Genomic DNA, 24,258 nt, shown 5'->3' on the forward strand with positions numbered 1-24,258 from the left:
TCCGCTGAAGGAGGTGCACGATGTCGTTCCGTCAGTTCCCCGCCGTCGACAGCAACGGCGAAAGCCACATCATCATCGAGTTCAAGCCCGAAGCGAGTGGCAGCGGGCACCACTCCGAAGCTACGCCACGCTATGAGCTGGATGACGGGCGCCAGCTGGTGCGCAATGGCCGCGAATTCACGACAAGCGGCGGTGAGCTGAGGCTGACGATCTGAGGCTCGCCAGGCATGCCCGGCGCTACCGGATTTCATTCCGCCCCGCTCTGGTGGGTGTCGACCTTGGTCGACATGCTTTTTGCCAAAGGCGGTCGAGCATGGCTCGACGCTACAAAAAAGCATGGTCAATTTTTCACCAGACATCTTGACAGCCTTGGCTGCCAAGGGCTGCGCGCGGTTATCCACACCTTTGCTCAGAAACCATCCACACCACCTGTGGATGAATGTGCTCAGCCCAGCACCCGTCCGATGCCGCTGGCGTCCACCTCGGCCGCTGCCCGACGGATCGCCGTCGGATCACTGCCGGCCACGAATCCGATACGGAAATGCAACTCGCCCCCGGGCGTGCGTGAGGAATGGATCGAGGCCAGGCTGATGCGGTGCTGCTCGAACACGTTCAACAGTTCACGCAGCGAGCCCGGCCGGTCCTCCGGCAAATGCACCGACAGCGCGTTGCGCTCGGTGAGGTCCGCCAACAGGTAACCCACGCGTTCGAACGTGTAGTTGCCGTCAGCCAGTTCCTGCTCGCCGAAGGCATTGCGATTGGCCAACAACAGCTGCTCACGGAATGCACTGCGTGCAGTGTCGTCGCCCTGCCCGACCTGGGCCTGCAGGGCTTGCAGCTGGCCGACCAAGCGCTCCAGCATCGGCGCCACGTACGGGTTGCCGAACTGGATGTCCTCGTAGATCGCGGGGTTCAGCGACAGGATGCGCGAGATGATCGCCGTATCCAGTTCGAACGATGCCGACCGGTACGGCATCATCGCGGCCAGGTCGCCCAGCTGCGGCTGGTACTGGCGCAGCACGCCGGCCTGGGCCAGGTGGGTGGCATGCACCATCGCCTGCACCAGCGCCATCATCTGGTCGTGATGCTGCGGCGTGGCGCGCACGCACTCAGCCTGCAACGCCGTGCACAGCGTATCAACCCACGGTTGCCAGTGCCGCAGCCGCGCTTCGCAGACCACCATCACCCGGCCCTTCAGGGTCGGCGCCTTGGGCGGCGCGGTCATCGGGTGCAGGCCGACCACTTCGGCTTGAGAGGCCAACATCGCCTGCACCGGCGCTTCTTTTACCGAGGTCACGTCCAGCCACAGCCGGTCCTGCTCGCGGCCGGCCGACTGCTGCATGTACGCGGCAATCAGAGCCGGCGTATGCCGGATCGGTGCCGAGAACACCAACACGTCAGCCTGCGCCAGCAGCTGTTCCGGCGTATGCGAGTCCGGATCGGCCGGATCGTGGCCGATCACCTGCAGCTGCATGTGCTGCTGGAAGAAGCGGGTCAGCCAGCGCCCGTAGGCGCCGGCACTGCCGATGATGCCGACCGTGCGCGGCGTGCGTGGGTCCAGGCCGCTCATGCCACGCGTTCGGCGCGGAAGCGCGTTCCTTCGGCCAGCGCCGCCGGCGCTGCAGCAATCACGTCGAACTCTTCGAAGCCGTTGTCGAGGGTCGCCTCCAGCGCCGCATGGGTGCCGGCAATCGCGCGCGAGATAGCTTGCTGCATCGATTCGCCGCGCAGCAGGAACGACACCACCAGCGACATCAGCACATCACCGGTGCCTGCCACGTCCACTGGCAGCAACGGCGAGGTCCAGCGCCAGGTTTCCTCGCGGCCAACGGCCAGGGTTACCAGTTCACCCGGGGTGCCGCCCACGCTGTGCGCGATCACCCAATGCGGGCCGCGATCCAGCAGCGTGCGCGCGGCGGCGATGGCATCGGCCTCGGCCAGCGCTGGCATGCCGGTCAGGCGATTGAGTTCAAAGGCGTTCGGGGTCACCAGCCAGGCATGGGGCAGCAGGCGCTCGGCGAAGATCGCTTCCAGGCCCGGTTCCACGTACGGGCCGGTGTGGGTGTCACCGATCACCGGGTCCAGGCAATAACGCAGTTGCGGGCAGCCCGGCAGGATCGCGTCCAGCCAGTCGGCGAAGGCGGCACCGTTGGCGGTGCTGCCGAAGTAGCCGGACACCAGCATCTTCGCGCGTTGCGGCAGGCCGCGCTCGTGGCTGCCGAGCAGCAGGTCGGCGAACCAGTCGGCCGGCAGCACGCGGCCACGCGTGGTGTCGTAGAACGGCGCGTTGCTGAGCAGCACCGTCGGAATGCTTGCCACACGCACGCCCAGCGCGCGCATCGGCGGGATTGCCGCGCTGTTGCCGGCATGACCGTAGACGAGTTGCGACTGGACCGAGATGACATCGATCGGCGACGGACCGTCGGGCCGCTGGCGGCGGCCGTGGACCAGGTGGTTATCAAGGGATTCGCTCATGGCCGCATTCTACGCCCAAGGGGGTTTTCGGCAGGGCTTGCAGCCCTGCACCTGCCGAAGCTGCAAGCAACGGCAACGGCAACGGCAACGGCAAAAGCGAGCTATCCGTGGGGTGGCGGGGCGGTGTCGGAGTGCGGGGACGCCGCAAGTACGTCCGTGTAGGCTTGGCAGCCGCATCCATGCGGCTGACACCCCGCACTCCGACACCGCCCCGCCTTCGACAGGTTCACGCGGCTGTTGGTAACTGCGGCTGTTGGTGGGTGTCGACCTTGGTCGACACATCTGTCAGATATCGAATGAATTCATCCACGCATGGCATGGATCTACCGTGTCGACCAAGGTCGACACCTACCAGTGCCGGACGCTGTTCCAACAGATCGCGGAAAACCGTCGAAGGCGGGGTGGGTCCGGTGGCGGGGGCGTGAGCCGCATGGATGCGGCGACCGAGCTTACATGGACGTACTTGCAGCGGCCCCCGCCACCGGACCCACCCCGCCACCCCACGGATAGCGCGCTTCGGCTGTTGCCGTTGCCTCTGCGGGTGCAGGGCTGCAAGCCCTGCAAACCAAAACCCCTCAGTGAGCAGCAGGCCGCGACGGCGGCAGCCACGCCGCCACGATGCCCAGCAGCGGCAGGAACGCAGTCAGCTGATAGACGTACTCGATGCTGGTCTTGTCCGCCAGCAGGCCCAGCACGGCGGCACCCAGCCCGCCCATACCGAACGCGAAACCGAAGAACAGGCCGGACACCATGCCGATCCGGTGCGGCATCATTTCCTGCGCATAGACCACGATGGCCGAGAACGCAGAGGACAGCACGAAACCGATCAGCACCGCCAGCACCGTGGTCCAGAACAGATCGGCATGCGGCAGCATCAGTGCGAACGGCGCAACGCCCAGGATCGAGGTCCAGATGATCGGCTTGCGGCCGATGCGGTCACCCAGCGGGCCGCCGAGGAAGCCACCGGCGGCGGATGCCACCAGGAACGCGAACAGATGCAGCTGCGCCTGTGCCACCGGAATGCCGAAGTGGTGGATCAGGTAGAAGGTAAAGTAGCTGCCGATGCTGGCCATGTAGAAGTATTTGCTGAAGATCAGCACCAGCAGGATCGCCAGCACCTTGGCCACGGTGCGCGACGGATGCCGCAGGGCCATCGACGCGGTACTGGCCGGACGCGGTGTGCCCAGGTGCAGTGCATACCAGCGGCCCACATAGGTCAGCAATGCGATGCCGATCAGGGCGGCGCCGGCAAACCACGATGCGGCATGCTGGCCATACGGCACGATCACCGCCGCTGCAATCAGCGGGCCCAGCGCGGTACCGAAGTTGCCACCGACCTGGAACACCGACTGCGCGAAACCATGGCGACCGCCCGAGGCCAGCCGCGCGATGCGCGAGGCTTCCGGATGGAAGATGGCCGAACCAATGCCGACCATCGCCGCCGCCATCAGCACCACCGCGTAGTTCGGTGCGAAGCCCAGCAGCAGCATGCCGCACAGGGTCGAGGCCATGCCGATCGGCAGCGAGTACGGCGCCGGGCGGCGGTCGGTAGCCATGCCGATCAACGGCTGGAAGATCGAGGCGGTGAGCTGGTAGGTCAGCGTGATCAGGCCGATCTGGGTGAAGCTGAGGTTGAAGCCGCCCTTGATCACTGGATAGATGGCCAGGATCAGCGACTGCATCATGTCGTTGACGACATGCGAGGTGGAGATGGCGGCCAGCACGCCGGGGGCCACCGGGCGTGAGGTGGTTGCGGGAGAAGCCAGGGTCGACATGGATACAGTCAGGTTGGGGGCGAGCCACGCATGCTACGGTGACCTCCCCCTCCCTTCTGCCGCGTTCGGGTCATGGCATATCGCAAAAAGGACATCCCCTGCCAGGTCCGCGAGACCGCGCCGTGGAACGAGGTTCCGGTGCACCGCCCAGTGACCTGCCGCGCCCGCCATTACAAGCCCGGGACCCACATCGCGCCCCACCGGCACCGGCGTCACCAGCTGGTGTTCGCCATGTCCGGACTGATGGTGGTGCGTGCAGACGGCGGCCGCTGGGTAGTGCCTTCAACCCGCGCGATCTGGGTCCCGGCCGGCATGGCCCATGCGGTGGACTGCATCGCCGAAGTACACATGCGCAGCCTGTACGTGGAGCCGGACTTCGCGCCGCAGCTGCCGGACGAAGCGTTCGCGGTACAGGTGGCGCCGCTGCTGCGCGAGCTGCTGCTGGCCGCCAGCCTGATCGAGACCGCGCATGTGGACGACAGCCGCGACGGCCGCGTGGTGCGCCTGCTGCTGGACGAGCTGCACCGCATGGACGTGCTGCCGCTGCACCTGCCCTCGCCCACCGACCCGCGCCTGCAGCGGATCTGCCAGCACATCCAGAAGCATCCCGGCGACGACGCCACGCTGCAGGATTGGGCGCAGGCCCTGCAGGTGGACGTGAAAACCATCCAGCGCCATTTCGCCAGCGAACTGGGCATGACCTTCGGGCAGTGGCGACAACAGGCGCGGCTGCTGGCCGCACTGGAACGGCTGGCCGTCGGCGACAAGGTCATCGATGTCGCGCTGGCGATGGGTTACGACAGCCCAAGCGCGTTCACCAGCATGTTCAAGCGGCAGCTGGGGCAGACACCTGCGGCGTTTTTCCGCTGACCGCATACGAAAACGCCGGGCATGGCCCGGCGCTACCGTTCAATGCTTGCGTTGAGAACTCAGGACGTCATGCGGTCCCAGAAGCCCTTCACGCCATCGATGAAGGTGGCCGACTTCGGCGAATGCTTGCGCGCTTCCTCACCAACGAAGGTGGCTTCGAACTGCTCCAGCAGCTTGCGCTGCTCGTTGGTGAGGTTGACCGGGGTCTCCACCACCACACGGCAGTACAGGTCACCCTCGCTGCGGCTGCGCACCGAACGTACGCCCTTGCCACGCAGGCGGAACAGCTTGCCGGTCTGGGTCTCGGCCGGGATGCGGATCTCCGCCTCGCCGCCGAGCGTGGCCACGCGCACGGTGTCACCCAGTGCCGCCTGCGAGATGCGGATCGGCACTTCGCAGTGCAGGTCGTCGCCATCGCGCTGGAAGATCGCATGCTCGCGCACGCGCACTTCCACGTACAGGTCGCCCGGCGGCGTACCGGCCGGCCCGGCTTCACCCTCGCCCTGCAGGCGGATGCGGTCACCGGTATCGACGCCGGCCGGCACCTTCACTGACAGCACCTTGTCTTCCTCGACACGGCCGTTGCCATGGCAGGTCTTGCAGGGCTTGGCGATGATCTGGCCACGGCCGCCGCAGTTGTGGCAGGCCTGCTGCATGGCGAAGATGCCGCGCTGGATGCGCACCTGGCCACGGCCATGGCAGACGTTGCAGGTCTCGACCTTGCCGTCCTCGGAGCCACTGCCATCGCAGTCGCTGCACTCGGCCAGGGTCGGAATCTCGATGCGGCGCTCGACGCCGCGCACGGCTTCTTCCAGGTCCAGCTCCATCACGTAGCCGATGTCGGCGCCGCGACGGGCCTGGCGCGGACCACCGCCGCCACCAAAGATGTTGCCGAAGATATCGCCGAAGATATCGTTCATGTCCGGGCCGCCCGGACCACCGCCGCCCATGCCGTGCTCGAACGCGGCGTGGCCATGGCTGTCGTACATGCGGCGCTTGTTGCCGTCGGACAGCACTTCGTAGGCTTCCTTGCACTCCTTGAAGGAGGCCTCGGCCGCCGCATCACCCGGGTTGCGGTCCGGGTGGAACTTCATCGCGCAGCGGCGGTAGGCCTTCTTCAGCTCGTCGTCGGTGGCGGTGCGGGCAACGCCCAGCACTTCGTAGTAATCGCGCTTGCTCATATCGTGAATCGGGTTCCGGAACGTCGGGATTCGTCAAAGCGGAAGAGCGGAACCAGGTCCGCTCTTGCGTCGGGCGCCCCGACACGCCGGTGGGCGGTCAGGACCCTGATGCGACAACGGGACGCTGGTGGCCAGCGTCCCGCGTCGGTCCGGATCAGGACTTCTTGTCGTCCTTGACTTCGGTGAACTCAGCGTCGACCACGTCGTCCTGCGCCTTGCCGGCATTGCCGGCGTCGGCACCCGGGGCACCGCCCTGGTCGGCCGAAGCAGCGGCGAACAGCGACTGGCCAGCTTCTTCCAGTGCCTTCGACTTGGCTTCGATCTGTGCCTTGTCGTCGCCCTTCATCGCGGTTTCCAGGTCAGCCAGCGCTGCCTCGACCTTGCCGATGACATCGCCGCCGACCTTGCTGCCGTGCTCGGTGATCGCGCTGCGGGTGCCGTGGATCAGGGCGTCGGCCTGGTTGCGGGCCTGCACCAGTTCCTGGAACTTCTTGTCTTCTTCGCGGTTGGCTTCCGCGTCGGCGACCATGCGCGCGATCTCCTCCTCGGACAGGCCCGAACCGGCCTTGATCTCGACCTTCTGTTCCTTGTTGGTCTTCTTGTCCTTGGCCGACACATGCAGGATGCCGTTGGCGTCGATGTCGAAGGACACTTCCACCTGCGGCAGACCGCGCGGGGCCGGCTCGATGCCGGACAGGTCGAACTTGGCCAGCGACTTGTTGAAGCGGGCCTGTTCGCGCTCACCCTGCAGCACGTGCACGGTCACGGCCGACTGGTTGTCCTCGGCGGTGGAGAACACCTGCGAGGCCTTGGTCGGGATGGTGGTGTTCTTCTCGATGATCTTGGTGAACACGCCACCCATGGTCTCGATGCCCAGCGACAACGGGGTCACGTCCAGCAGCAGCACGTCCTTGACGTCGCCGCCCAGCACGCCGCCCTGGATCGCCGCACCCAGTGCCACGGCCTCGTCCGGGTTGACGTCCTTGCGCGGTTCCTTGCCGAAGAACTCGGTCACGGCCTGCTGCACCTTCGGCATGCGGGTCTGGCCGCCGACCAGGATCACTTCGCTGATGTCGCTCGAACGCAGGCCGGCATCGTTCAGGGCGACGCGGCACGGCTCGATCGACTTCCTGATCAGGTCGTCCACCAGCGCTTCCAGCTTGGCGCGGGTCAGCTTGATGTTCAGGTGCTTCGGACCCGACGCGTCGGCAGTGACGTACGGCAGGTTCACTTCGGTCTGCTGGGCGCTGGACAGCTCGATCTTGGCGCGCTCGGCAGCGTCCTTCAGGCGCTGCAGGGCCAGCGGATCCTTGCGCAGGTCGATGCCCTGGTCCTTGTTGAACTCTTCAACCAGGTACTCGATGACGCGGTTGTCGAAGTCTTCGCCGCCCAGGAAGGTGTCGCCGTTGGTGGCCAGCACTTCGAACTGCTTTTCACCGTCGACGTTGGCGATCTCGATCACCGAGACGTCGAAGGTGCCGCCGCCCAGGTCGTACACCACGATCTTGCGATCCTTGTTGTCGCCCTTGTCCAGGCCGTAGGCCAGCGCGGCCGCGGTCGGCTCGTTGATGATGCGCTTGACGTCCAGGCCGGCGATGCGACCGGCGTCCTTGGTCGCCTGGCGCTGGCTGTCGTTGAAGTAGGCCGGCACGGTGATGACCGCTTCGGTGACCTTCTCACCGAGGAAGTCCTCGGCGGTCTTCTTCATCTTCTCCAGCACCTTGGCCGAGATTTCCTGCGGGGCCATCTTCTTGCCGTCGCTGGTGGCCACCCAGGCGTCGCCATTGTCATGGGCCAGGATGCTGTACGGGACGTGGGCGATGTCCTTCTGCACCTCACCGTCGGTGAACTTGCGGCCGATCAGGCGCTTCACCGCGTAGAAGGTGTTCTTCGGGTTGGTCACGGCCTGGCGCTTGGCCGAGGCACCGACCAGGACTTCGCCGTCCTTGGTGTAGGCGACGATCGACGGGGTGGTGCGATCGCCTTCCGAATTCTCGATGACGCGGGCCTTGCCGCCGTCCATGATCGCCACGCACGAGTTGGTGGTGCCGAGGTCGATACCAATGATCTTGCCCATGGGGGAGACTCCTGAGGATGCTTGTTGGGGTCAGTCCGGCCGTTCGGCCGGTGGATGAATACGATGTGGGGGAGGCCCGTGGAACATTCAAGCCATCCTCCGAACGCTGTGTTTCCGATGATTCGCCGCGTTCAGCGTCGGGTCGGGTGGCGGGTCTGTCCGCCGCCCCGGCCCTGCGGGATCACTCGGCGGCCACCACCACCAGCGCCGGCCGCAGCAGGCGCTCGTTGAGCAGGTAGCCCTTCTGGAACACGGTCACCACGCTGCCCGGGGCGGCGCCCGGGGTCGGCGCCTGACTGATCGCCTGGTGGTGTTCCGGGTTGAACGGCTGGCCGATCGGGTCCAGCAGGACCAGGCCGTTGTCGGCAGCGACCTTGAGCAGCTGCTTGTAGGTCAGCTCCAGGCCTTCGCGCAGCGGGTGCGGGTCGTCGCCGGCGGCCTTCAGGCCGGCGTCCAGGCTGTCGAACACGGGGAGCAGATCGCCCAGCAGCTTCTCGTTGGCGAACTTGCGGGCCTGTTCGATGTCACGGGCAACGCGCTTGCGCTGGTTCTCCAGGTCGGCGCGCTCACGCAGGGCATCGGCCTTGACCTGTTCGATTTCGGCGCGCAGGCGCTCGACTTCGTCGTTGACGCCGGCGGTGGCGGCCGCATCGGCGGCACTCTGCTGGGATTCGGTATCTGGCTGTTCGTGGTTCATGTCTGGGTCCCTGGCGGTCAAACTCCGCCTCCAACCACCCTAGTGTGGGCGGGATGCTGCGTTTCAAGCGTCGGATGTTCCCGGCGTGCGCGAGGCCGGTGAAAAGGCCGCGCCGAGCACATCGGCCGTGGCCTGGACCAGCGGGATCACGCGGTCGTAGGCCATCCGCTTGGGACCGATCACGCCCAGCACGCCCAGCACCTGGCCGTTGGCGGTGTACGGGGCGGTGACCAGCGAGACGCCCTGCAGCGGCATCATCCCGGTCTCCTCGCCGATGAAGATGCGCACGCCCGGCGCCTGGATGGTCCGCTCCAGCAGCTGCAGGATCTCGCGCTTGCTGGAGAACAGCTCGAACAGTTCGCGCAGGCGCTCCAGGTCAGACAGGTCCTGCACCCCCATCAGCCGGGTCTGGCCGGCCACCAGCATGTCGTCGGCCGGCGGCTGCAGGGCCTGTTCGGCCAGTTCGATGCTGTGCGCCAGCAGCTGTTCCAGTTCGGACCGGGCATCGCGCAGTTCCAGCAGCAGGCGGGTGCGGATCTCGGCCAGCGGCAGGCCGGCGAAATGCGCATTGAGGTAGTTGGCGACCTGCTCCAGCTGCCCCGGCGCAAACTCCTGGCGGGTCTCAATGACCCGGTTCTGTACCTCGTTGTCGGCGAACACCAGGATCGCCAGCACCCGCCGTCCGTCCAGCGCCACGAAATCGATCTGGCGGAAGGCGAACTGCTCCCGCCGCGGGGCGCTGACCACGCCGACGAAGTGGCTCATCGCCGACAACAGTTCCGAAGCGCTGCCGAGCAGGGCCTGGGTGCTGCCACCGCCGGCCAGCTCCTGGCGCAGCCGGGCCAGCTCGCCCTCGCCCGGCGGCTGCATCTGCAGCAGGCTGTCGACGAATACCCGGTAGCCGTGCGCGGTCGGTACCCGCCCGGCCGAGGTATGCGGCGAGGCCAGCAGGCCCAGGTCCTCCAGGTCGCCGAGGATGTTGCGGATGGTGGCCGGGCTGACCTCCAGCCCGGCCACGCGTGCCAGCGTCTGCGAGCCCACCGGCTCACCGTCCTGGATATAACGCGCGATCAGCGTGCGCAGCAGATGGCGCGCACGCGGGGCAAGCTGGTCGGGAGAACCGTGCATGGAATCAACCTGTGAGACACGGACACTAGATAATGGCGGCGCATCACCTTGGCAAGTCATTGGACCTCCCGCGCCCGCGTGCTAGCGTTGCGCGGCTGCTGATACCCCCTTACCCATGCTCAGACATCTTTCGATCAAGGATTTCGCCGTCGTCCGCGCTACCGAACTGGAGTTCGGGCCAGGCATGACCGTGGTTTCAGGCGAGACCGGCGCCGGCAAGTCGCTGATGGTCGACGCGCTGGGCTTCCTGTCCGGCCTGCGCGCCGACAGCGGCGTGGTCCGCCATGGCGCCGCCCGCGCCGAGCTTTCCGCAGAGTTCGTGCTGGACCAGCTTCAGGCTGCGCGCCAGTGGCTGGCCGACAACGAGCTGGACGACGAGGACCAATGCCAGCTGCGCCGCGTGATCCGCGCCGACGGCGGTTCCCGGGCCTGGATCAACGGCCGCCCGGTGACCCTGGCCCAGCTGGGCGACCTGGCCTCGTTGCTGGTGGAGATCCACGGCCAGCACGAACAGCAGGCCCTGCTGACGCGCCCGTCGCAGCTGGCGCTGCTGGATGCCTATGCCGGCAACGAGAACGAACGCCGCCAGGTACGGCGCGCCGCCGCGGCCTGGCAGGCACTGGTCGATGAATCGCTGGCGCTGTCGCAACAGGGCGACGTCAGTGACCGGATCGGCTTCCTCGAGCACCAGCTGCGCGAACTGGACCGGGAAGACCTTGAGCCGGAATCGATCGCGGCACTCGGCGCCAGCCACCGTCGCCAGGCCCACGCCAGCGCCCTGCTGAGTGCCTGCCAGGCGGCCAGCAACCAGCTCAACGGTGACGACGGCAGCTCCGCGCTGGACCTGTTGCAGCAGGTGCGCCACGAGCTGTCGCGCCTGATCGAACACGACCCACGGCTGGGCGAGGTGGACGGCCTGATCGAGAATGCCTCGATCCAGCTGCACGAAGCCCTGTCGCTGCTTGACCGCGTGCACGACGATCTGGATGCCGACCCGGAACAGTTCGAGGAGAACGAGCGCCGCCTCGGCCGCCTGCACGACCTGGCCCGCAAGCACCGCGTGCCGATGGACGAGCTGGGCGCGCAACGCGAGCGCATGCATGCCGAAGTGGAGCAACTGCGCGGCGCCGACGAGCGCCTGCAGCGCCTGGCCGGCGAGATCGACAAGGCCGCCGCCGCCTGGCGCGTGCAGGCTGAAGTGCTGTCCGCCAGCCGCCGCAGCGCCGCCGCCGAACTGTCGGCCACCACCACCGGCATCATCGCCGAGCTGGGCATGGGCGGCGGCCAGTTCCTGATCGAGCTGGAACCCCAGGACGCCGGCAAGCCCGACCCACAGGGCGCCGAACGCGTGGAGTTCCTGGTCGCCGCCAACGCCGGCCAGCCGCCGCGCGCCCTGCGCAAGGTGGCCTCGGGCGGTGAACTGTCACGCATCTCGCTGGCCATTGAAGTGGCCGCGCTGGATCTGGACGCGGTGCCGACGATGGTGTTCGACGAAGTGGATTCAGGCATCGGCGGCGCGGTGGCCGACATCGTCGGCCAGAAGCTGCGCGCACTGGGCGAGAAGCGCCAGGTGCTGTGCGTGACCCATCTGCCGCAGGTCGCCTCCAAGGGCCATGCCCATTACCGGGTCAGCAAGGCGCCGGTGGAAGGCATGACCCAGAGCGCCGTGGAAAAGCTGGACAGCAAGGCGCGCGAAGAAGAGCTGGCGCGCATGCTGGGTGGCGTGGAAGTGAGCAAGGAAGCGCGCGCCGCCGCGCGCAAGCTGCTGCAGGTGTAACGCCGCCCGAGCCGGGCATAGGCCCGGCTTCCGCGCGGTAGTGCCGGCCGCTGGCCGGCAACCCAACACGGGTGGGCGAAGATCGTGAGGTTGCCGGCCAGCGGCCGGCCCTACCCCCGTGGCTGCGTCAGATCGACCTGTTCCACCAGGAAATCGAGGAACGCGCGTACCCGCAGCGGCAGGTAACCGCCCTGCCCCAGGAACACTGCGTGTACTTCTTCCAGGTCACCCGGATTGGCCTCTTCCAGCACCGGCAGCAGGCGCCCGGCGGCGACGTCGTCCTGCACCTGGAACGCGGCCAGGCGGGCCATGCCCAGACCACCCAGCACCAGCTGGCGCAGTGCATCGCCGTTGCTGGCACGGGCGTTGCCGCTGGGCAGCACCATCCGCTCTCGCCCCTCCTGCAGCAGCGGCCAGCCCTGCATCGCACGCGCGTGGCCGATGTCCAGCCGGTTGTGCGACTGCAGTTCGTCGGCGTTGCGCGGCATCCCGTGCCGCTGCAGGTACGCCGGCGCGGCCACGATCATCATCCGCGTCGCGCCCAGCCGTCGCGCCACCAGGCTGGAGCTCTTCAGCGGACCAGCCCTTACCGCAACGTCGGTGCGCTGCTCCAGAAGGTCGATCACTTCATCATTGAGGGTCAGGTCCACCCCCACCTGCGGGTTGCGCGCCAGGAACGCCGGCAGCAGCGGCAACAGGAAATGCTGGCCGAACGGCACGTTGGAGTTGACCCGCAGGCGTCCACGCGGTTCGGCATGGGCACTGGCGCAGCGCTCTGCTTCTTCCAGATCGGCCAGCACCCGCAGGCCCCGCTCGTAGAACGCGCAGCCTTCCGGGGTCAGCTGCAGTTGGCGGGTGGATCGCTGCAGCAATCGCGTGCCCAGCCGCTGCTCCAATCGTGCCACGAGCTTGCTCACCGCAGACGGCGTCATGTCGAGCGTGCGCGCGGCGGCGGAGAAGCCGCCGGTCTCGATGACCCGCACGAACACTTCCAGCTCGCCGGATCGGTTGATGTCGGGTCGCGCCATGACGATGAATCCAGTTCACAGATGATTGTCCATGCGCAGTCTAGTTCACAGATGGCCGGAGAATCACCATGGCAATTCCTCCTTCCCGGGATTGCCCGATGAACCGCTTGAGCCAGTTCACCGCCGCCGCATTGATTGCCCTGTCCGGCGCTGCCAGCGCGGCCACGGCCCCGCACTGGGTCGCCAGCTGGCAGGCCAGCCCGCAACCGGTCTGGGGCGCGGATTTCCTCTTCCCAACCCTGGTTCCGGCCGCGCTGCATGACAAGACTTTCCGCCAGACCGCGCGCATCAGCCTGGGCGGGGCGCGGCTGCGGGTGCGGCTGAGCAATGCCTACGGTACCCAGCCGTTGCGGATCGGAGCGGCCAGCATCTCCGCACGCATGGGCGGCGCGCCTCACCCGCTCAGCTTCGACGGCCAGCCCAGCGTGGTGATCGGCCCCGGCCAGGAACGGCTGAGCGATCCGCTGGCGCTTGCCACGGATGACCGGCAGGCGCTGCAGGTCAGTGTCTTCGTGCCGGGGCCGGCGGCGGTCCAGACGTTCCATTGGGACGGTCGCCAGACCAGCTGGATCGCCGCTGGCGACCAGAGCCGGGCCCAGGCGCTGCGCGCTGCCAGCAGCACCACCGCGCGCCTGCTCCTGGCCGGTATCGAGGTCGAGGCCAACGCCAGCGCGCGCAGCGTGGTGGTGATCGGCGACTCGATCACCGATGGCGCCACGGCCAGCCTCGACCAGGACCAGCGCTGGACCGACCATCTGGCCGCGCGCCTCGCCCCGCGCGGGGTGGCGGTGGTCAATGCGGGCATTTCCGGCAATCGGCTGCTGAGCGACGGCATGGGTGAGTCCGCCCTGGCCCGTTTCCAGCGCGATGCACTGGATCAACCCGGTGTGGCGAGCGTCATCGTGCTGATCGGCATCAACGACATCAGCTGGCCCGGCACGGCGTTCGCCCGGGGCCAGGCCAGGCCAACGCTGGCCGAACTGCAGGCGGGCTATCGCACCCTGGCAGAACAGGCCCGCAGGCGTGGTGTGCGGATAATCGGCGCCACCCTGCCACCGTTCGCTGGTGCCCTGCCCGGCACGCCGCTGGACGACTACTACCACCCGGACAAGGACGCCCTGCGGCGGCAACTCAATGCCTGGCTGCGTACGGACAGCCCGTTCGACGCGGTGATCGACCTGGACGCAGCGCTGCGCGACCCGGCCGAGCCGTTACGGATGGCCGCCGCCTACGACTCCGGCGATCACCTGCATCCGGGTGATGCAGGGAACCGGGCGATGGCCGAGGCGGTGGACCTGGACCTCCTGATGGGATCATCCAGGCGTGGCGGGAATCTACCGTAAGCAACGAAAAACCCCGGGCAGGCCCGGGGTTTCGTCGCATCCAGCGGGCCTGAACGGCCTACTTCCGCTTCTTGCGCACGTACAGCACCAGCGAGTGCTCTTCCAGCTCGTAGCCATGGTCGGCCGCGATCTTGCGCTGCAGCTCCTCGATCTCATGGCTCTCGAACTCGATGATCTTGCCGCTGTCCACGTCGACCATGTGGTCGTGGTGGCCACCACGGTCCAGTTCGTAAACGGCCTGGCCGCCCTCGAAATTGTGCTTGAGCACGAGGCCGGCAGCCTCGAACTGGGTCAGCACCCGGTAGACGGTCGCCAGGCCGATCTCGTCGCCATGCTCGAGCAGCTGGCGGTAGATGTCCTCGGCGGTCATGTGATGCTGGTGATGCTGGGCATTGCGCTGCTCGAGCAGCGCCAGGATCCGCATCCGCGGATGGGTCACCTTCAGGCCGACTTTACGCAGGTCGTGGGTTTCCATAGGTCTCCGTTCATTGGCGATTTAGCGCCAGCTGCCTCGGATTGGGTCGCGGTGGCACGCCGGGAGTGTATCATCGGTTTGATTTCCCCAACCGCCAGTCCCGATGCGCAATCTCCTGTTGGTCGCCGCCGTCGCCCTGTCCACCACCGGGTGCGGCATCATCTACAAGCAACCCATCTATCAGGGCAACCTGATCCGGGAAGATGCCGTGGCCAAGCTGCAGGTCGGGCAGAGCAAGCAGCAGGTCACCGCGCTGCTGGGCACCCCGTCCATTCCCGACCCGTTCCACGCCCAGCGCTGGGACTACACGTCCAGCCAGCGCGTGAACCGCCTGGGCCGTACCGAAGTGAAGAACTTCGTGGTGTTCTTCGAGAATGACACCGTGACCCGCTGGGAGGGCGATTACTTCCCGGGCAACGACAAGGCCCTGGCCCAGCAGACCGTGCGCCAGTTCGGCCGCAACCTGCCCAAGGACAAGAAGAAGAAGGGCCGTTAAGCGCCCAGCCCCGTCCGCAGGGACGGGTTGCCGGGATCAACCGCCGAGCGCGCGACGCCGGCGGTTGTCCTTGGGATCGGCCAGCAGCGGGCGCAACAGCTCGACGCGGTCGCCATCCAGCAGCACCTGCTGCGGACGCGCCAGGACGCCGTGCACGGCAGCGGCCGGACAATCGGCACTGCCTTCCAGCGCCGCAGCGGCAATGGCGTCGGCCACGGTGGCACCCTCCTCCAGTTTCAGTCGGCACGACAGCACCCGCTGCGGCCAGGCCAGTACCACCTCGACCTCGATCATCGCTCAGTCCTCGTCGGCGACGCGGACGAAATCGTTGACCATCCGATCGGCCAAGCCCTGGAAGCCGATCGCCAGCGCCGGACCGAGCAGGCGCGAGCTGGGCTCGAACTCCAGGGTCAGGGTGACCTTGCAGGCATCCTCGGCCAGCGCATGGAATTCCCAGCGGCCGTGCAGCTGCTTGAACGGGCCATCGCGCAGCTGCATATCGATGCTGTGTGGGCGCTGCAGGGTGTTTTCGGTCTGGAACCAGGTGCTGAAAGAGCCCAGGCCCAGGTCCAGGCGCGCCACCAGGCGGTCCTCGCCCTGCTCCAGGATCTGGGCGGCCGAACACCAGCGGAAACGGCGCGGATAGGCCTGGACATCGTTGACCAGGTCGAACATGCGCGCAGCCGAATGTTCGACCAGGGCGCTGCGGCGGATAGTAGGCATGAATACAGGACGTTTCGGCAATCGACCGGGCGGGCCCGAATCGGAGACAATACGGAAATGAGCAAGAACAGCGGCAAGGATAAAGCAAAGAGCGCGACGGCCAACAAAACCATCGCGTTGAACAAGCGTGCCCGCCACGAGTATCACATCGAAGAGCGCTTCGAGGCCGGCCTCGCCCTGCAGGGCTGGGAGGTCAAGTCGATCCGCGCAGGCCGTGGCAACATCATCGACGCCTACGCCTATGTGAAGCGCGGCGAGATCTACCTGATCGGTGCACAGATCACCCCGTTGATCCAGGCCTCCACCCACGTGGTCGCCGAGGACCGCCGCGAGCGCAAGCTGCTGCTGCACCGGAACGAGATCGACAAGCTGATCGGCAAGGTCGAGCGCGACGGCTACACGATCGTGCCTACCGCGATGTACTGGAGCAAGAACAAGATCAAGCTTGAGATCGCACTGGCCAAGGGCAAGCAGAACCACGACAAGCGCGATGCCGCCAAGGACCGCGACTGGGCGATCGAGAAACAACGCGTGATGCGTCGCGGCAACCGCGACGCGTAAGGCGGCTGCGCAGCACCCTGTAGAGCCGAGCCACGCTCGGCTGCTTTGGCTTTCTGTAGAGCCGAGCTGTGCTCGACTGCCGTGAAGCAGCCGAGCATAGGCTCGGCTCTACAACACGATGCGGTTCAGCTGGCCAGAACGCCCTGCCTGCGCATCCTCGGCGCCAGCGCCGCATGCATCACCGCCAGGTGCATCACCACCGAAAGTTCCGGAGCGTGGCGATCATCACCGGCGCGCCACTGCTGCGCCAGCCGCGCGGCGTCGACGGGCAGCAGGGCCAGCAACTGGGCGTCGTCCAGCGCATCGGCGGAAGCCTGCAACTGTCGCGCAACTTGCCGCGACTGCCACACATGCACGCCAATGCTGAGGCTGGCCAGCGACATCAAGGTCAGGGCCAGGCCATGTTCGAACCACTGTGACAGTACATCCGGGCCCCACAGCAGCGCGGCGAGCACCGCCAGCGCCGGCAGCCGCCAGCCCAGCCAATGCAAGCGCCCACGCTGCGGCCAGTGCACCACCACCGCACTGGAGACCAGCGCGGCTGCCGCCGTCGCCGGCAGCTCGGTCGGCCAGGTGGCCGCCAGCAGCACCGCCAGCACCGCCCAGACCCAGCCGGGCGGCAACGCGCGCCGCTGGTAGTCGGCCCCGACGGGTCCAACCAGCTGTCGCAGGCTGCGTTGTTGGCTTGCCTCGGTCACCCACAGTCTCCCTGTCTGTCCTGGCTTGGATGGTCGTCGCCAGTGTGTCGCAAATTCGTGCCCATGACGTTACCAATCCGCTATGACGGAGGCTCTACAACTTGTTGTGGATTGCCACGGTGACTGTTCAGCTGTTTTGGCGTAGCATTGGCAGCGTTGGGCAGGCCCCGCTCGTGGCAACACGGCATTGGCCCTGTACATTGCAGCACTGTAGAAACCGGGGGTGCATTGGTTTCGACGGGGGTTGTGAAGTCGCCTGGCGCATGCCGAGGGGGTAGCTTTCCTCGTAAATCCAGCTGCAAAACTCTAGTTGCCAACGACGACAACTACGCTCTGGCCGCTTAAGGCCTAAGCCTCGAAACCGCTTGTGTCCATGCTCGCGGTGTAGAGTCACTATCATGGAATCGCGCTGGGCGGCTGCCTGTCAGCCCGGCACTAGAACACAACAGGCTGGTTCCCGGATGCGCTTTGCGCACCGTGCTGTTCGGGGACGAGATCCAACGGTGAGCTAAGCATGTAGTGCTGGGGATGGAGTGCCTTCGGACGGCGGTTCAATTCCGCCCACCTCCACCAACGAACGGTTCGTCAAGGACCGGAGAAGCCCGGAAACCCCCGCATCACAAGGGTTTCCGGGCTTTTTTATTGTCCGCAGCAGACCGGGGCAATCCGTTTCAATCCATGAGACGGTGGGGGTATATCAAGGGGTATCCGACCGCACCCACTGAAGCGATACCCCCAATGCCTCTGACCGACGCAGCCATCAGGCGCGCCAAGCCCAGCGACAAGCCGCAGAAGATCACCGACGGCGGCGGCCTGTACCTCTATCTCACCCCGACCGGCGCGCGCAGCTGGCGCTGGAAGTACCGCATCGCCGGCAAGGAGAAGCTGCTGTCGATCGGCCTGTACCCGGATGTCTCCTTGGCGCGCGCCCGCGAGGCCCGCGACGAAGCGCGCCGGCTGCTGGCCCGAGGCGTCGACCCGGGCGCGCAGAAGAAGGCTGCTGCCCTCGCCCACTCCGCCCTCGGCTCGGACAGCTTCGAGACCATCGCCAATGAGTGGCTGGCCACACGCCCTTGGGTGCCCAGCTATGCGGAGAAGGTCGAAGCCTGGATGAAGAACGACGTGTACCCGTGGATCGGGTCACGCTCTGTCGCCGACCTCACCGCGCCGGACTTCCTCCGGGTGGCCCGGCGCATCGAGGACCGCGGCGCGATCGAGTCCGCGCACCGAATCATGCAGAACTGCGGCCAGATCATGCGTTACGCCGTGGCCACTGGCCGGGCCGAGCGAAACCCCGTTGCCGACCTGAAGGGAGCGCTCGCGCCACCGAAGGAGGCCCACCACGCAGCGATTACCGACCCCGTGCAGTTGGGTGGCCTGCTGCGCTCCATCGAGGCATACAGCGGCTCTGCCATCACCCGCTCGGCGCTGCGGCTGGCGCCGCTGGTGTTCCTGCGTCCTGGAGAACTGCGGCATGCGGAGTGGGAGGAGTTCGACCTCGACGCGGCCGTGTGGACCATCCCTGCCAGCAAGATGAAGATGCGTGCTGCGCACCTAGTGCCGCTGTCCAGGCAGGCGCTGCAGATCCTGGAGGACATCAAGCCGATCACCGGCCGGCACAAATGGGTGTTCTCTGGCGCCCGCGATGCCAAACGCCCGATGTCGGAAAACGCCGTTACCGCAGCGCTGCGCAACATGGGTTACGACCGCACGATGATGACCGGCCACGGCTTCCGCGCGACGGCTCGCACCATTCTGGACGAGGTCCTGCACTTCCGCCCGGACATCATCGAGCACCAGCTTGCGCACGCGGTCAAGGATCCCAACGGCCGGGCCTACAACCGCACATCGCACCTGCAGGAGCGCGTGCGGATGATGCAGGTCTGGGCGGATTACCTCGATGGCCTGCGCGATGGCAACGTGGTGAAGCTGCGGGCTGGATGAGTTCTACACGCCCCGCCGCATCTGCTCCAGCCCTGCCCTCAACCGCGCCTTGCTGCGGATGTCCCTCGCTCGGGGTTTCGTCTCCGCCGGCGGCTTGCGCGGCTCCAGCGCCGCCTTGATCCGCTCGATCTCCTTCGCCCCAGCCTCAGCCAGGCGCCGGGCCTGTTGCTGCTGCTCGCGCGTCGGCGGCAGACCAGGCAGTGGCGGGGGCAACTGGATCGGCGTGCTGTCGGTCAGCCGAGCGACCGCATCACGCAGAGGCAGCTCGGGATACAGCCTAGCGGCGCACCAACGCTCGGCGTAGCGCTTCGCCTGCCGGACGTTGGCCGCGCGCACTTCCTTCACCTGCCACATCTTCTGGCCTTCCATCCATAGCCGGACGCCAGGACCGCCGTCGGGCGTGACGCTGGCCGTCTCGCGGCCGTTGTACCAGAGCGCCCAGCGCTCACCCGTCTGGACCCAGCCAGAGGGAATTGGGGCGGCTCGGAAGCCTTGGTAGCCGTGCGAGGGAAGCATGGCCGGAAGAATACGGCCGGCCGTCGCAGATCCTGCGAACGCGTCTGCGACCTGCCTGAATCGTTCGGGGAGAGTCGAGTCTGGCTCGACTCTGTGCCGGCGCAGCGCTGCTCACGCGCCCCTGGGTTGAGCTGCCTGCGGCCCCGGATCCGGCAAGGACCAGGGGCCATCCCGCGCAGGCAGGGCATCAAGCAGCGGTGCCGAAAGTGAATAAGGCTGCAGCCCGACCAAGCGCGGGCTGCAGCAATCTGGGCAGTTAGATCATTAGAACCGCTGGGACAGCAATAGCCGTAATTGCACAGATAACATATCGACGCACCTGCCCAAGCGGCCAACCAAGAACAACTCCGAGGCACGCCAAGCCAATAGCAGACCACCAATAGACGTGGCTGACACCACTATTGATATTCTGCATCGTCATCACGCACAAAATCACAGACACGACGAACAGCACCTTTGAAACACTGACCATACTAACTAATCCGAGCTGCACGTTATGGACTCCTGACGCTCTTGACCATCTGCCGTTGACTTCAGGATAGAAGTGCATACCACGCCACCAGGCGCACTACCGACAGAACCAACGAATGTTGCGCCTAATGCTACCGCTTGGTTGACGAACCGCCCCTGATCCATCGAGTTATTGAAATGATACTGCCTAAAACTGTCAACCCCGCCAGTCAACTCTGACTTTGTGGCAGGAATTAGATTGTTACTGGAATCACGCGTGGAGTTAGGCAATCGCTGCCACTTTTTCTCGATGGGATCGAAAACAACCACCGCATAACTTCCATCTACAGCATGAAGGGTTATTGAAACCTTCACCTTATTGAGATCAAACACTGGAATGTTCACCAGCATCTGAGCGCGCATCAGTAGTGTATTGAAACTATTCTCAGGGGTGGTCCTCACCCAATCCAGCATGGTTGCTTCTCTTGCCGGATTGTTAACAACATCATACATACTGTCTGGCAGCCCCGCCCCCATTGGCATGAAGTAAGTTTTGCCATCAATCTGAACTGCAATCGAGAAATAGTCGGTAATGGGAACTGGCACCGCGTACTCGACTGCAGACCCGTAACTTGTCGAACCGTCTGGAATTTGACCTGGAACATCTTGGCCAGGCTGATCGAGGGTCACTGCGTAGCGACGAATCTTACCCTCGTGACGATTTATGACATATATTTCACTATACGAATTCCCGCTATAGGCCGCCGTCATCATCGCCCATTCCTGCATCTCTGCGGGAGTACAACCATCGCAAGAAATGGTTTCAGCGCCTGCACCACTTGCATAGCCTGCGGCGAGCAGCACAGAAGAAAATAGTATCTTCTTGATCATTACTTCGTCCTTGATCCATTCGATAGGCGAGCCCTAGCGGTCAAGATTTAACATTTATTAATAGTTAAGTCAATCTATGACGCCAGTGCACTCGCCGATGCTATCGGCCAGGGAGCCGCCAGCGATGGAGGCATATCGCGTCAGCCGCGCGGTGAACACGCCGCGAACAATCGCGAGGATCTGCTGGCGCAGATGGGATGAGGCAGGGTCGACTCTGGATCGACCCTGCCTTAACAAGCATCAACCGTAAGTTTCGTTGAAGTAGTCGCGCCACTGGGCCAGAAGGCCGGCTTGGGACGCCTCCAAGACTGGAACGCTCAGGATCACGATATCGCTGATGTCCCCGATGAAACGGTTATTGCTATTGCCACCGATGCTGAGCTCAGAATTGGCTGGCACTGGTCCGGTAGGGACTGCTGTCCGTTGTGCATACCCGTCAACCTGAGCGCGGAAGGTCGTTCCATCGAAGCTCGCGATAATCAGTTGCGGAGTGGAGTCCGGCGGAGACGGGCCCGTCAATGTCAAGCCACTGTTTTTGTGCCATGCCTGCCAAGCGCCGTCAGCCCCGCACTGCAGCGCAGTCATTGCGCCGCCAGTCCCTGCGGGTTGAACAATCGGCGCAGCTACTGCGCTGATCGTCCCTCTTCGGCAGTACGCCAGAATTGAGAACTGTCCAGCGAAGTACGAGGCCGTGCCTAGGAGAGAGCGGCTCGTAGCCGCGCTGTCATACAGCGCAACGGAGAACCCACCGTACGCGCTCCTGTCGGCAAGTGTCGGGCCGGTCGCGGCGCCTGCGGGGGCGAGCTGTACCCCAGTACCAACCGGCCGCAGCGAGGAAATAGCGTTGTTCACATCGATAGTCGCGTGCTCAGCGTCCATCTGGTACCAGGCGCGCGTGCTCGGTAGCGCTGCCAGATGGGTTTTCATCGGGCCATCGTACGGAAGATCCGAATCAGTGGCCGCACCGCGCGTCAGAATGGTACTCATACGATTGCCTCCTCAAAAATCGGCAGGTAGAAACGGATCTCGTTCGGAACGCCGTAGCCCATGGCCGCAAACGGCGACCGCTCGCCGCTTGGCGCATAGACCTGGCCGCGGTATGGCGACCACTTGGCATCTGCTGGTGCCTGGGCCACAAGGCCGTACCGCAGGACTTTGTTGTTCCCCGACGGCACTGCACTGAGCGTCACGGTAATCTGATTTCGCCCGGTGATAGCGACCTGCGACACCGTTGCACTGCCGGTGCTGTCAGAGAAGCTGAATCCGAAGTTCGCGATGGCCTCCACCCAGTCCGTGTCGAACAAGATAGGGCCGCCGGGGTTATGCAGATCGACCACGATCGTAGATCCGTTCCGGCTGATGCTCCGAACGTCGAGGGGCTGCCAAGTACCGGTTCTTTCGATGCTGCGAAGTGCTAGCGCCGTGAGCTCTCCCTGCATCATCCTTCCCAACGTGCTGTAGTGGGTCACGTCGCCATCGAGGTTAACGAATGGCAGCGAGTACGTCGGAGCCACCAGCACGGTGTTGCTGTTGGGCCTACCTCGCGCAACATCTCGGTGAGCCAACGTCACGCCACGAGTCACCGCTTGGCTGTAACAGATCTGCCAGATCAACCATGGCATCTCCTTCTGATGATTGGATCGGACTTCGCTACGGGCATCGTCTATCAACGAATTCAGCTGAGACGCATAGATCTCGCGACCATCAGGCCCCGCTTCACCCTGCACCCACACTACGTGAGGCTGATAGTCCCGTGCATACGAGCGGCATACCGCAATAGCCTGGGTGATCGAGGCCATAAGGTTGGTCCAGTTGCTTGTACCGCGTACAAACGAACCGAGCGGCATGGATCCCTGCCAATCTGTCCTGCTGAACGTCGCAGGTGAGGACTCGCCATGTGCACGCGCAACAGCTTCGAGTGCATAGGCAGTCGTCACACCTGGAAAAGGCCTCAGGGAATCATCTGCCAAGGGCTTGAGCTCATTGAGCGTCGCAGGATCCACTACCGCGTCTCCATACTGCTGCTTACCCACAGAGAAGGTGAGCGCGTGATGGATGAACTTTGGATCCTTCAGCACGGCTACCGCAACACCACCTCCACCTGCATTGCTTTGGCCAAAGTGATGTACACCGACAACTGGCTGATGGGACGTTGAGACTGCCACGGGCTCAATACCATTTCGCGGCTGCTGAACCTCCCCGCACCAGCCGCCGTTTACCGTCATAGCCCTGGTGATGTCTGAAGACGCCCGAACGTCAAACGGCGAGGCGACTCCACGGACGACAGGAGTAGGGCCATTGCCAATATGGTCGGCGATGAAATCCAGCAACGCGTCGCTCGGACGGAAATCGGCATGGCCCTTGTCATTGATCAAGAAGAGACGATTGCCGACTTCGTCCCCGATGCTGAAGAGGCCACCTCCCGGGCTGCGATGCCGCATGGTGTTGGAGAACATTCCGAGATTCTTGAGCCAGTGGCGGAAATCTCGGTCAACTCCGTGCACTACCTTCCCGGAGCGATTCAGAGTTGAGTGTCGATAGAGAATGCCGGTTGACCTGCGTCGACCAGGTAGCGCGTCCGTCTTGTTCACCAGAGCCGCGTTCACATCAGCTGTGTTCGCCTTCGCCGCGAGCATATCGCTGCGCAGAAACTCCCAGGCGGTACCATTCCATCGGTACTGACCCGCGCCCGTTCCATTCAGAACGAACGCACCTTGGCCAACATAGGTGCCCGATACAGCCTGAAGATCAGGAAGAGTATTGGCGTAGATGGCCTGCGTCTGCTGCCCATCCACCAAACCGTCGATCTGCGATTGCAGCTCCTGCTGCACCGCTCCAGTGGCCGCTGCAAGCTGGTCCGCTTGGATGGCACTGTCTGCCTTGAGACCCTGATTCGCGGTCGCAAAGGCCGTCACTGGCTGGTACGCCGCCGAATCGAGAGCTTCGGTCAGGTTCTCAAGTGCCCCTACCTTGAAGTCCAACGCATCTGGATCTGAGGACCCATCCACGCCAACCTTTCGCTGCACAGCTTCGATGGCGTCGTTGGCGTCGCCATGCTGATCTGAATGCGTGCGCGCCTGCGCTTGACTGTCGTTCGGCCGCGGGTTCTCGAACTGGTCGATTTCGGCAGGAAATTTCGTAGTCATCGGGCTA

At 65.1% G+C, this 24,258-nt stretch carries 23 protein-coding genes and 1 other RNA gene; 8 read left to right on the forward strand and 16 right to left on the reverse strand.

Features of this window, described 5'->3' with window-relative positions:
- Positions 1 to 20 precede the first annotated feature (20 nt).
- Complete coding sequence (locus tag AC5P65_RS12445) at positions 21 to 215, forward strand: hypothetical protein (protein WP_019661251.1); 195 nt, start codon at positions 21 to 23, stop codon at positions 213 to 215.
- Positions 216 to 445: 230 nt separating this feature from the next.
- On the opposite strand, the gene AC5P65_RS12450 is transcribed toward AC5P65_RS12445, so the two are convergent.
- The 3 genes from AC5P65_RS12450 to AC5P65_RS12460 all read right to left on the reverse strand — a co-directional run bounded on the left by AC5P65_RS12450 (position 446) and on the right by AC5P65_RS12460 (position 4,250).
- A complete protein-coding gene (locus AC5P65_RS12450) occupies positions 446 to 1,570 on the reverse strand; it encodes a prephenate dehydrogenase (protein ID WP_180832332.1) in 1,125 nt (374 codons plus the stop codon).
- Positions 1,567 to 2,475: a pyridoxal kinase gene (gene pdxY, locus AC5P65_RS12455; RefSeq protein ID WP_019661249.1), complete on the reverse strand. Its 909-nt coding sequence runs from the start codon at positions 2,473 to 2,475 to the stop codon at positions 1,567 to 1,569. The genes AC5P65_RS12450 and pdxY overlap by 4 nt, the downstream gene beginning before the upstream one ends.
- A gap of 575 nt (positions 2,476 to 3,050) precedes the next feature.
- Positions 3,051 to 4,250 carry an MFS transporter gene (locus tag AC5P65_RS12460; protein ID WP_180832333.1) on the reverse strand — a complete coding sequence of 400 codons (1,200 nt, stop codon included), beginning with the start codon at positions 4,248 to 4,250 and terminating at the stop codon, positions 3,051 to 3,053.
- A 72-nt stretch (positions 4,251 to 4,322) separates the two neighbouring features.
- Between AC5P65_RS12460 and AC5P65_RS12465 the strand changes: the two genes are divergently transcribed.
- Positions 4,323 to 5,120, forward strand: a complete 798-nt coding sequence (locus tag AC5P65_RS12465) for an AraC family transcriptional regulator (protein ID WP_019661247.1) — start codon at positions 4,323 to 4,325, stop codon at positions 5,118 to 5,120.
- A 59-nt stretch (positions 5,121 to 5,179) separates the two neighbouring features.
- On the opposite strand, the gene dnaJ is transcribed toward AC5P65_RS12465, so the two are convergent.
- The 4 genes from dnaJ to hrcA form a co-directional block, all read right to left on the reverse strand.
- On the reverse strand, positions 5,180 to 6,301 hold the full coding sequence (gene dnaJ / locus AC5P65_RS12470; RefSeq protein WP_111104896.1) for a molecular chaperone DnaJ: 1,122 nt from the start codon (positions 6,299 to 6,301) through the stop codon (positions 5,180 to 5,182).
- Between the two features lie 154 nt (positions 6,302 to 6,455).
- Positions 6,456 to 8,378 (reverse strand): molecular chaperone DnaK, encoded by a 1,923-nt coding sequence (gene dnaK / locus AC5P65_RS12475; RefSeq protein ID WP_021202053.1) that lies wholly within the window; start codon positions 8,376 to 8,378, stop codon positions 6,456 to 6,458.
- A gap of 181 nt (positions 8,379 to 8,559) precedes the next feature.
- Positions 8,560 to 9,075, reverse strand: coding sequence for a nucleotide exchange factor GrpE (grpE, locus tag AC5P65_RS12480; protein ID WP_111099308.1), 516 nt, complete (start codon positions 9,073 to 9,075; stop codon positions 8,560 to 8,562).
- A 63-nt stretch (positions 9,076 to 9,138) separates the two neighbouring features.
- Positions 9,139 to 10,203 (reverse strand): heat-inducible transcriptional repressor HrcA, encoded by a 1,065-nt coding sequence (gene hrcA, locus AC5P65_RS12485; RefSeq protein WP_019661243.1) that lies wholly within the window; start codon positions 10,201 to 10,203, stop codon positions 9,139 to 9,141.
- A gap of 115 nt (positions 10,204 to 10,318) precedes the next feature.
- Between hrcA and recN the strand changes: the two genes are divergently transcribed.
- Positions 10,319 to 11,980, forward strand: a complete 1,662-nt coding sequence (recN, locus tag AC5P65_RS12490) for a DNA repair protein RecN (RefSeq protein WP_180832335.1) — start codon at positions 10,319 to 10,321, stop codon at positions 11,978 to 11,980.
- A 110-nt stretch (positions 11,981 to 12,090) separates the two neighbouring features.
- On the opposite strand, the gene AC5P65_RS12495 is transcribed toward recN, so the two are convergent.
- A complete protein-coding gene (locus AC5P65_RS12495; protein ID WP_019661241.1) occupies positions 12,091 to 13,008 on the reverse strand; it encodes a LysR family transcriptional regulator in 918 nt (305 codons plus the stop codon).
- Positions 13,009 to 13,106: 98 nt separating this feature from the next.
- Between AC5P65_RS12495 and AC5P65_RS12500 the strand changes: the two genes are divergently transcribed.
- Positions 13,107 to 14,351, forward strand: coding sequence for an SGNH/GDSL hydrolase family protein (locus AC5P65_RS12500; protein WP_111099306.1), 1,245 nt, complete (start codon positions 13,107 to 13,109; stop codon positions 14,349 to 14,351).
- Positions 14,352 to 14,409: 58 nt separating this feature from the next.
- On the opposite strand, the gene fur is transcribed toward AC5P65_RS12500, so the two are convergent.
- Positions 14,410 to 14,826, reverse strand: a complete 417-nt coding sequence (gene fur, locus AC5P65_RS12505; protein ID WP_014646807.1) for a ferric iron uptake transcriptional regulator — start codon at positions 14,824 to 14,826, stop codon at positions 14,410 to 14,412.
- A gap of 103 nt (positions 14,827 to 14,929) precedes the next feature.
- Here fur and AC5P65_RS12510 point away from each other — a divergent pair, with 103 nt between their 5' ends.
- The gene (locus AC5P65_RS12510; protein ID WP_005409234.1) at positions 14,930 to 15,322 is read left to right on the forward strand and encodes an outer membrane protein assembly factor BamE; all 393 of its coding nucleotides are present in this window, start codon (positions 14,930 to 14,932) and stop codon (positions 15,320 to 15,322) included.
- Between the two features lie 36 nt (positions 15,323 to 15,358).
- On the opposite strand, the gene AC5P65_RS12515 is transcribed toward AC5P65_RS12510, so the two are convergent.
- Positions 15,359 to 15,616 (reverse strand): RnfH family protein, encoded by a 258-nt coding sequence (locus AC5P65_RS12515; protein WP_021202446.1) that lies wholly within the window; start codon positions 15,614 to 15,616, stop codon positions 15,359 to 15,361.
- A 3-nt stretch (positions 15,617 to 15,619) separates the two neighbouring features.
- Positions 15,620 to 16,045 (reverse strand): type II toxin-antitoxin system RatA family toxin, encoded by a 426-nt coding sequence (locus tag AC5P65_RS12520; RefSeq protein WP_312545608.1) that lies wholly within the window; start codon positions 16,043 to 16,045, stop codon positions 15,620 to 15,622.
- A 57-nt stretch (positions 16,046 to 16,102) separates the two neighbouring features.
- Between AC5P65_RS12520 and smpB the strand changes: the two genes are divergently transcribed.
- The gene (gene smpB / locus AC5P65_RS12525) at positions 16,103 to 16,606 is read left to right on the forward strand and encodes an SsrA-binding protein SmpB (protein WP_019661238.1); all 504 of its coding nucleotides are present in this window, start codon (positions 16,103 to 16,105) and stop codon (positions 16,604 to 16,606) included.
- A 125-nt stretch (positions 16,607 to 16,731) separates the two neighbouring features.
- Here the strand turns inward: smpB and AC5P65_RS12530 are convergent, their stop codons facing one another.
- The gene (locus AC5P65_RS12530; protein WP_019661237.1) at positions 16,732 to 17,304 is read right to left on the reverse strand and encodes a hypothetical protein; all 573 of its coding nucleotides are present in this window, start codon (positions 17,302 to 17,304) and stop codon (positions 16,732 to 16,734) included.
- Positions 17,305 to 17,523: 219 nt separating this feature from the next.
- Here AC5P65_RS12530 and ssrA point away from each other — a divergent pair.
- Positions 17,524 to 17,877, forward strand: a transfer-messenger RNA (tmRNA) gene (gene ssrA, locus AC5P65_RS12535).
- Positions 17,878 to 17,982: 105 nt separating this feature from the next.
- The gene (locus AC5P65_RS12540; protein WP_495215659.1) at positions 17,983 to 19,248 is read left to right on the forward strand and encodes a tyrosine-type recombinase/integrase; all 1,266 of its coding nucleotides are present in this window, start codon (positions 17,983 to 17,985) and stop codon (positions 19,246 to 19,248) included.
- Positions 19,249 to 19,251: 3 nt separating this feature from the next.
- Here the strand turns inward: AC5P65_RS12540 and AC5P65_RS12545 are convergent, their stop codons facing one another.
- From AC5P65_RS12545 to AC5P65_RS12560, 4 genes are all read right to left on the reverse strand, one after another.
- Positions 19,252 to 19,764: a hypothetical protein gene (locus tag AC5P65_RS12545; RefSeq protein WP_495215604.1), complete on the reverse strand. Its 513-nt coding sequence runs from the start codon at positions 19,762 to 19,764 to the stop codon at positions 19,252 to 19,254.
- 477 nt (positions 19,765 to 20,241) lie between these two features.
- A complete protein-coding gene (locus AC5P65_RS12550) occupies positions 20,242 to 21,105 on the reverse strand; it encodes a hypothetical protein (RefSeq protein ID WP_495215605.1) in 864 nt (287 codons plus the stop codon).
- A 240-nt stretch (positions 21,106 to 21,345) separates the two neighbouring features.
- Positions 21,346 to 22,092 (reverse strand): LamG-like jellyroll fold domain-containing protein, encoded by a 747-nt coding sequence (locus tag AC5P65_RS12555; RefSeq protein ID WP_495215607.1) that lies wholly within the window; start codon positions 22,090 to 22,092, stop codon positions 21,346 to 21,348.
- Positions 22,089 to 24,251 carry a hypothetical protein gene (locus AC5P65_RS12560; protein ID WP_495215609.1) on the reverse strand — a complete coding sequence of 721 codons (2,163 nt, stop codon included), beginning with the start codon at positions 24,249 to 24,251 and terminating at the stop codon, positions 22,089 to 22,091. Before AC5P65_RS12560 ends, AC5P65_RS12555 begins: the two co-directional genes overlap by 4 nt.
- Positions 24,252 to 24,258 lie beyond the last annotated feature (7 nt).

The sequence above is a fragment of the Stenotrophomonas sp. YJH_SMC_48-3 genome (genome assembly GCF_059369375.1).

What these genes read in the sequence shown, in the direction of transcription:
- AC5P65_RS12500 (WP_111099306.1), top strand. Translation starts at nt 13,107, where the DNA reads ATGAACCGCTTGAGCCAGTTCACCGCCGCCGCATTGATTGCCCTGTCC.
- pdxY (WP_019661249.1), bottom strand. Translation starts at nt 2,475, where the DNA reads ATGAGCGAATCCCTTGATAACCACCTGGTCCACGGCCGCCGCCAGCGG.
- recN (WP_180832335.1), top strand. Translation starts at nt 10,319, where the DNA reads ATGCTCAGACATCTTTCGATCAAGGATTTCGCCGTCGTCCGCGCTACC.
- AC5P65_RS12510 (WP_005409234.1), top strand. Translation starts at nt 14,930, where the DNA reads ATGCGCAATCTCCTGTTGGTCGCCGCCGTCGCCCTGTCCACCACCGGG.
- dnaK (WP_021202053.1), bottom strand. Translation starts at nt 8,378, where the DNA reads ATGGGCAAGATCATTGGTATCGACCTCGGCACCACCAACTCGTGCGTG.
- AC5P65_RS12540 (WP_495215659.1), top strand. Translation starts at nt 17,983, where the DNA reads ATGAGACGGTGGGGGTATATCAAGGGGTATCCGACCGCACCCACTGAA.
- AC5P65_RS12495 (WP_019661241.1), bottom strand. Translation starts at nt 13,008, where the DNA reads ATGGCGCGACCCGACATCAACCGATCCGGCGAGCTGGAAGTGTTCGTG.
- AC5P65_RS12545 (WP_495215604.1), bottom strand. Translation starts at nt 19,764, where the DNA reads ATGCTTCCCTCGCACGGCTACCAAGGCTTCCGAGCCGCCCCAATTCCC.
- AC5P65_RS12450 (WP_180832332.1), bottom strand. Translation starts at nt 1,570, where the DNA reads ATGAGCGGCCTGGACCCACGCACGCCGCGCACGGTCGGCATCATCGGC.
- fur (WP_014646807.1), bottom strand. Translation starts at nt 14,826, where the DNA reads ATGGAAACCCACGACCTGCGTAAAGTCGGCCTGAAGGTGACCCATCCG.
- AC5P65_RS12445 (WP_019661251.1), top strand. Translation starts at nt 21, where the DNA reads ATGTCGTTCCGTCAGTTCCCCGCCGTCGACAGCAACGGCGAAAGCCAC.
- AC5P65_RS12550 (WP_495215605.1), bottom strand. Translation starts at nt 21,105, where the DNA reads ATGATCAAGAAGATACTATTTTCTTCTGTGCTGCTCGCCGCAGGCTAT.
- AC5P65_RS12520 (WP_312545608.1), bottom strand. Translation starts at nt 16,045, where the DNA reads ATGCCTACTATCCGCCGCAGCGCCCTGGTCGAACATTCGGCTGCGCGC.
- smpB (WP_019661238.1), top strand. Translation starts at nt 16,103, where the DNA reads ATGAGCAAGAACAGCGGCAAGGATAAAGCAAAGAGCGCGACGGCCAAC.
- AC5P65_RS12465 (WP_019661247.1), top strand. Translation starts at nt 4,323, where the DNA reads ATGGCATATCGCAAAAAGGACATCCCCTGCCAGGTCCGCGAGACCGCG.
- AC5P65_RS12460 (WP_180832333.1), bottom strand. Translation starts at nt 4,250, where the DNA reads ATGTCGACCCTGGCTTCTCCCGCAACCACCTCACGCCCGGTGGCCCCC.
- hrcA (WP_019661243.1), bottom strand. Translation starts at nt 10,203, where the DNA reads ATGCACGGTTCTCCCGACCAGCTTGCCCCGCGTGCGCGCCATCTGCTG.
- grpE (WP_111099308.1), bottom strand. Translation starts at nt 9,075, where the DNA reads ATGAACCACGAACAGCCAGATACCGAATCCCAGCAGAGTGCCGCCGAT.
- dnaJ (WP_111104896.1), bottom strand. Translation starts at nt 6,301, where the DNA reads ATGAGCAAGCGCGATTACTACGAAGTGCTGGGCGTTGCCCGCACCGCC.
- AC5P65_RS12515 (WP_021202446.1), bottom strand. Translation starts at nt 15,616, where the DNA reads ATGATCGAGGTCGAGGTGGTACTGGCCTGGCCGCAGCGGGTGCTGTCG.
- AC5P65_RS12560 (WP_495215609.1), bottom strand. Translation starts at nt 24,251, where the DNA reads ATGACTACGAAATTTCCTGCCGAAATCGACCAGTTCGAGAACCCGCGG.
- AC5P65_RS12555 (WP_495215607.1), bottom strand. Translation starts at nt 22,092, where the DNA reads ATGAGTACCATTCTGACGCGCGGTGCGGCCACTGATTCGGATCTTCCG.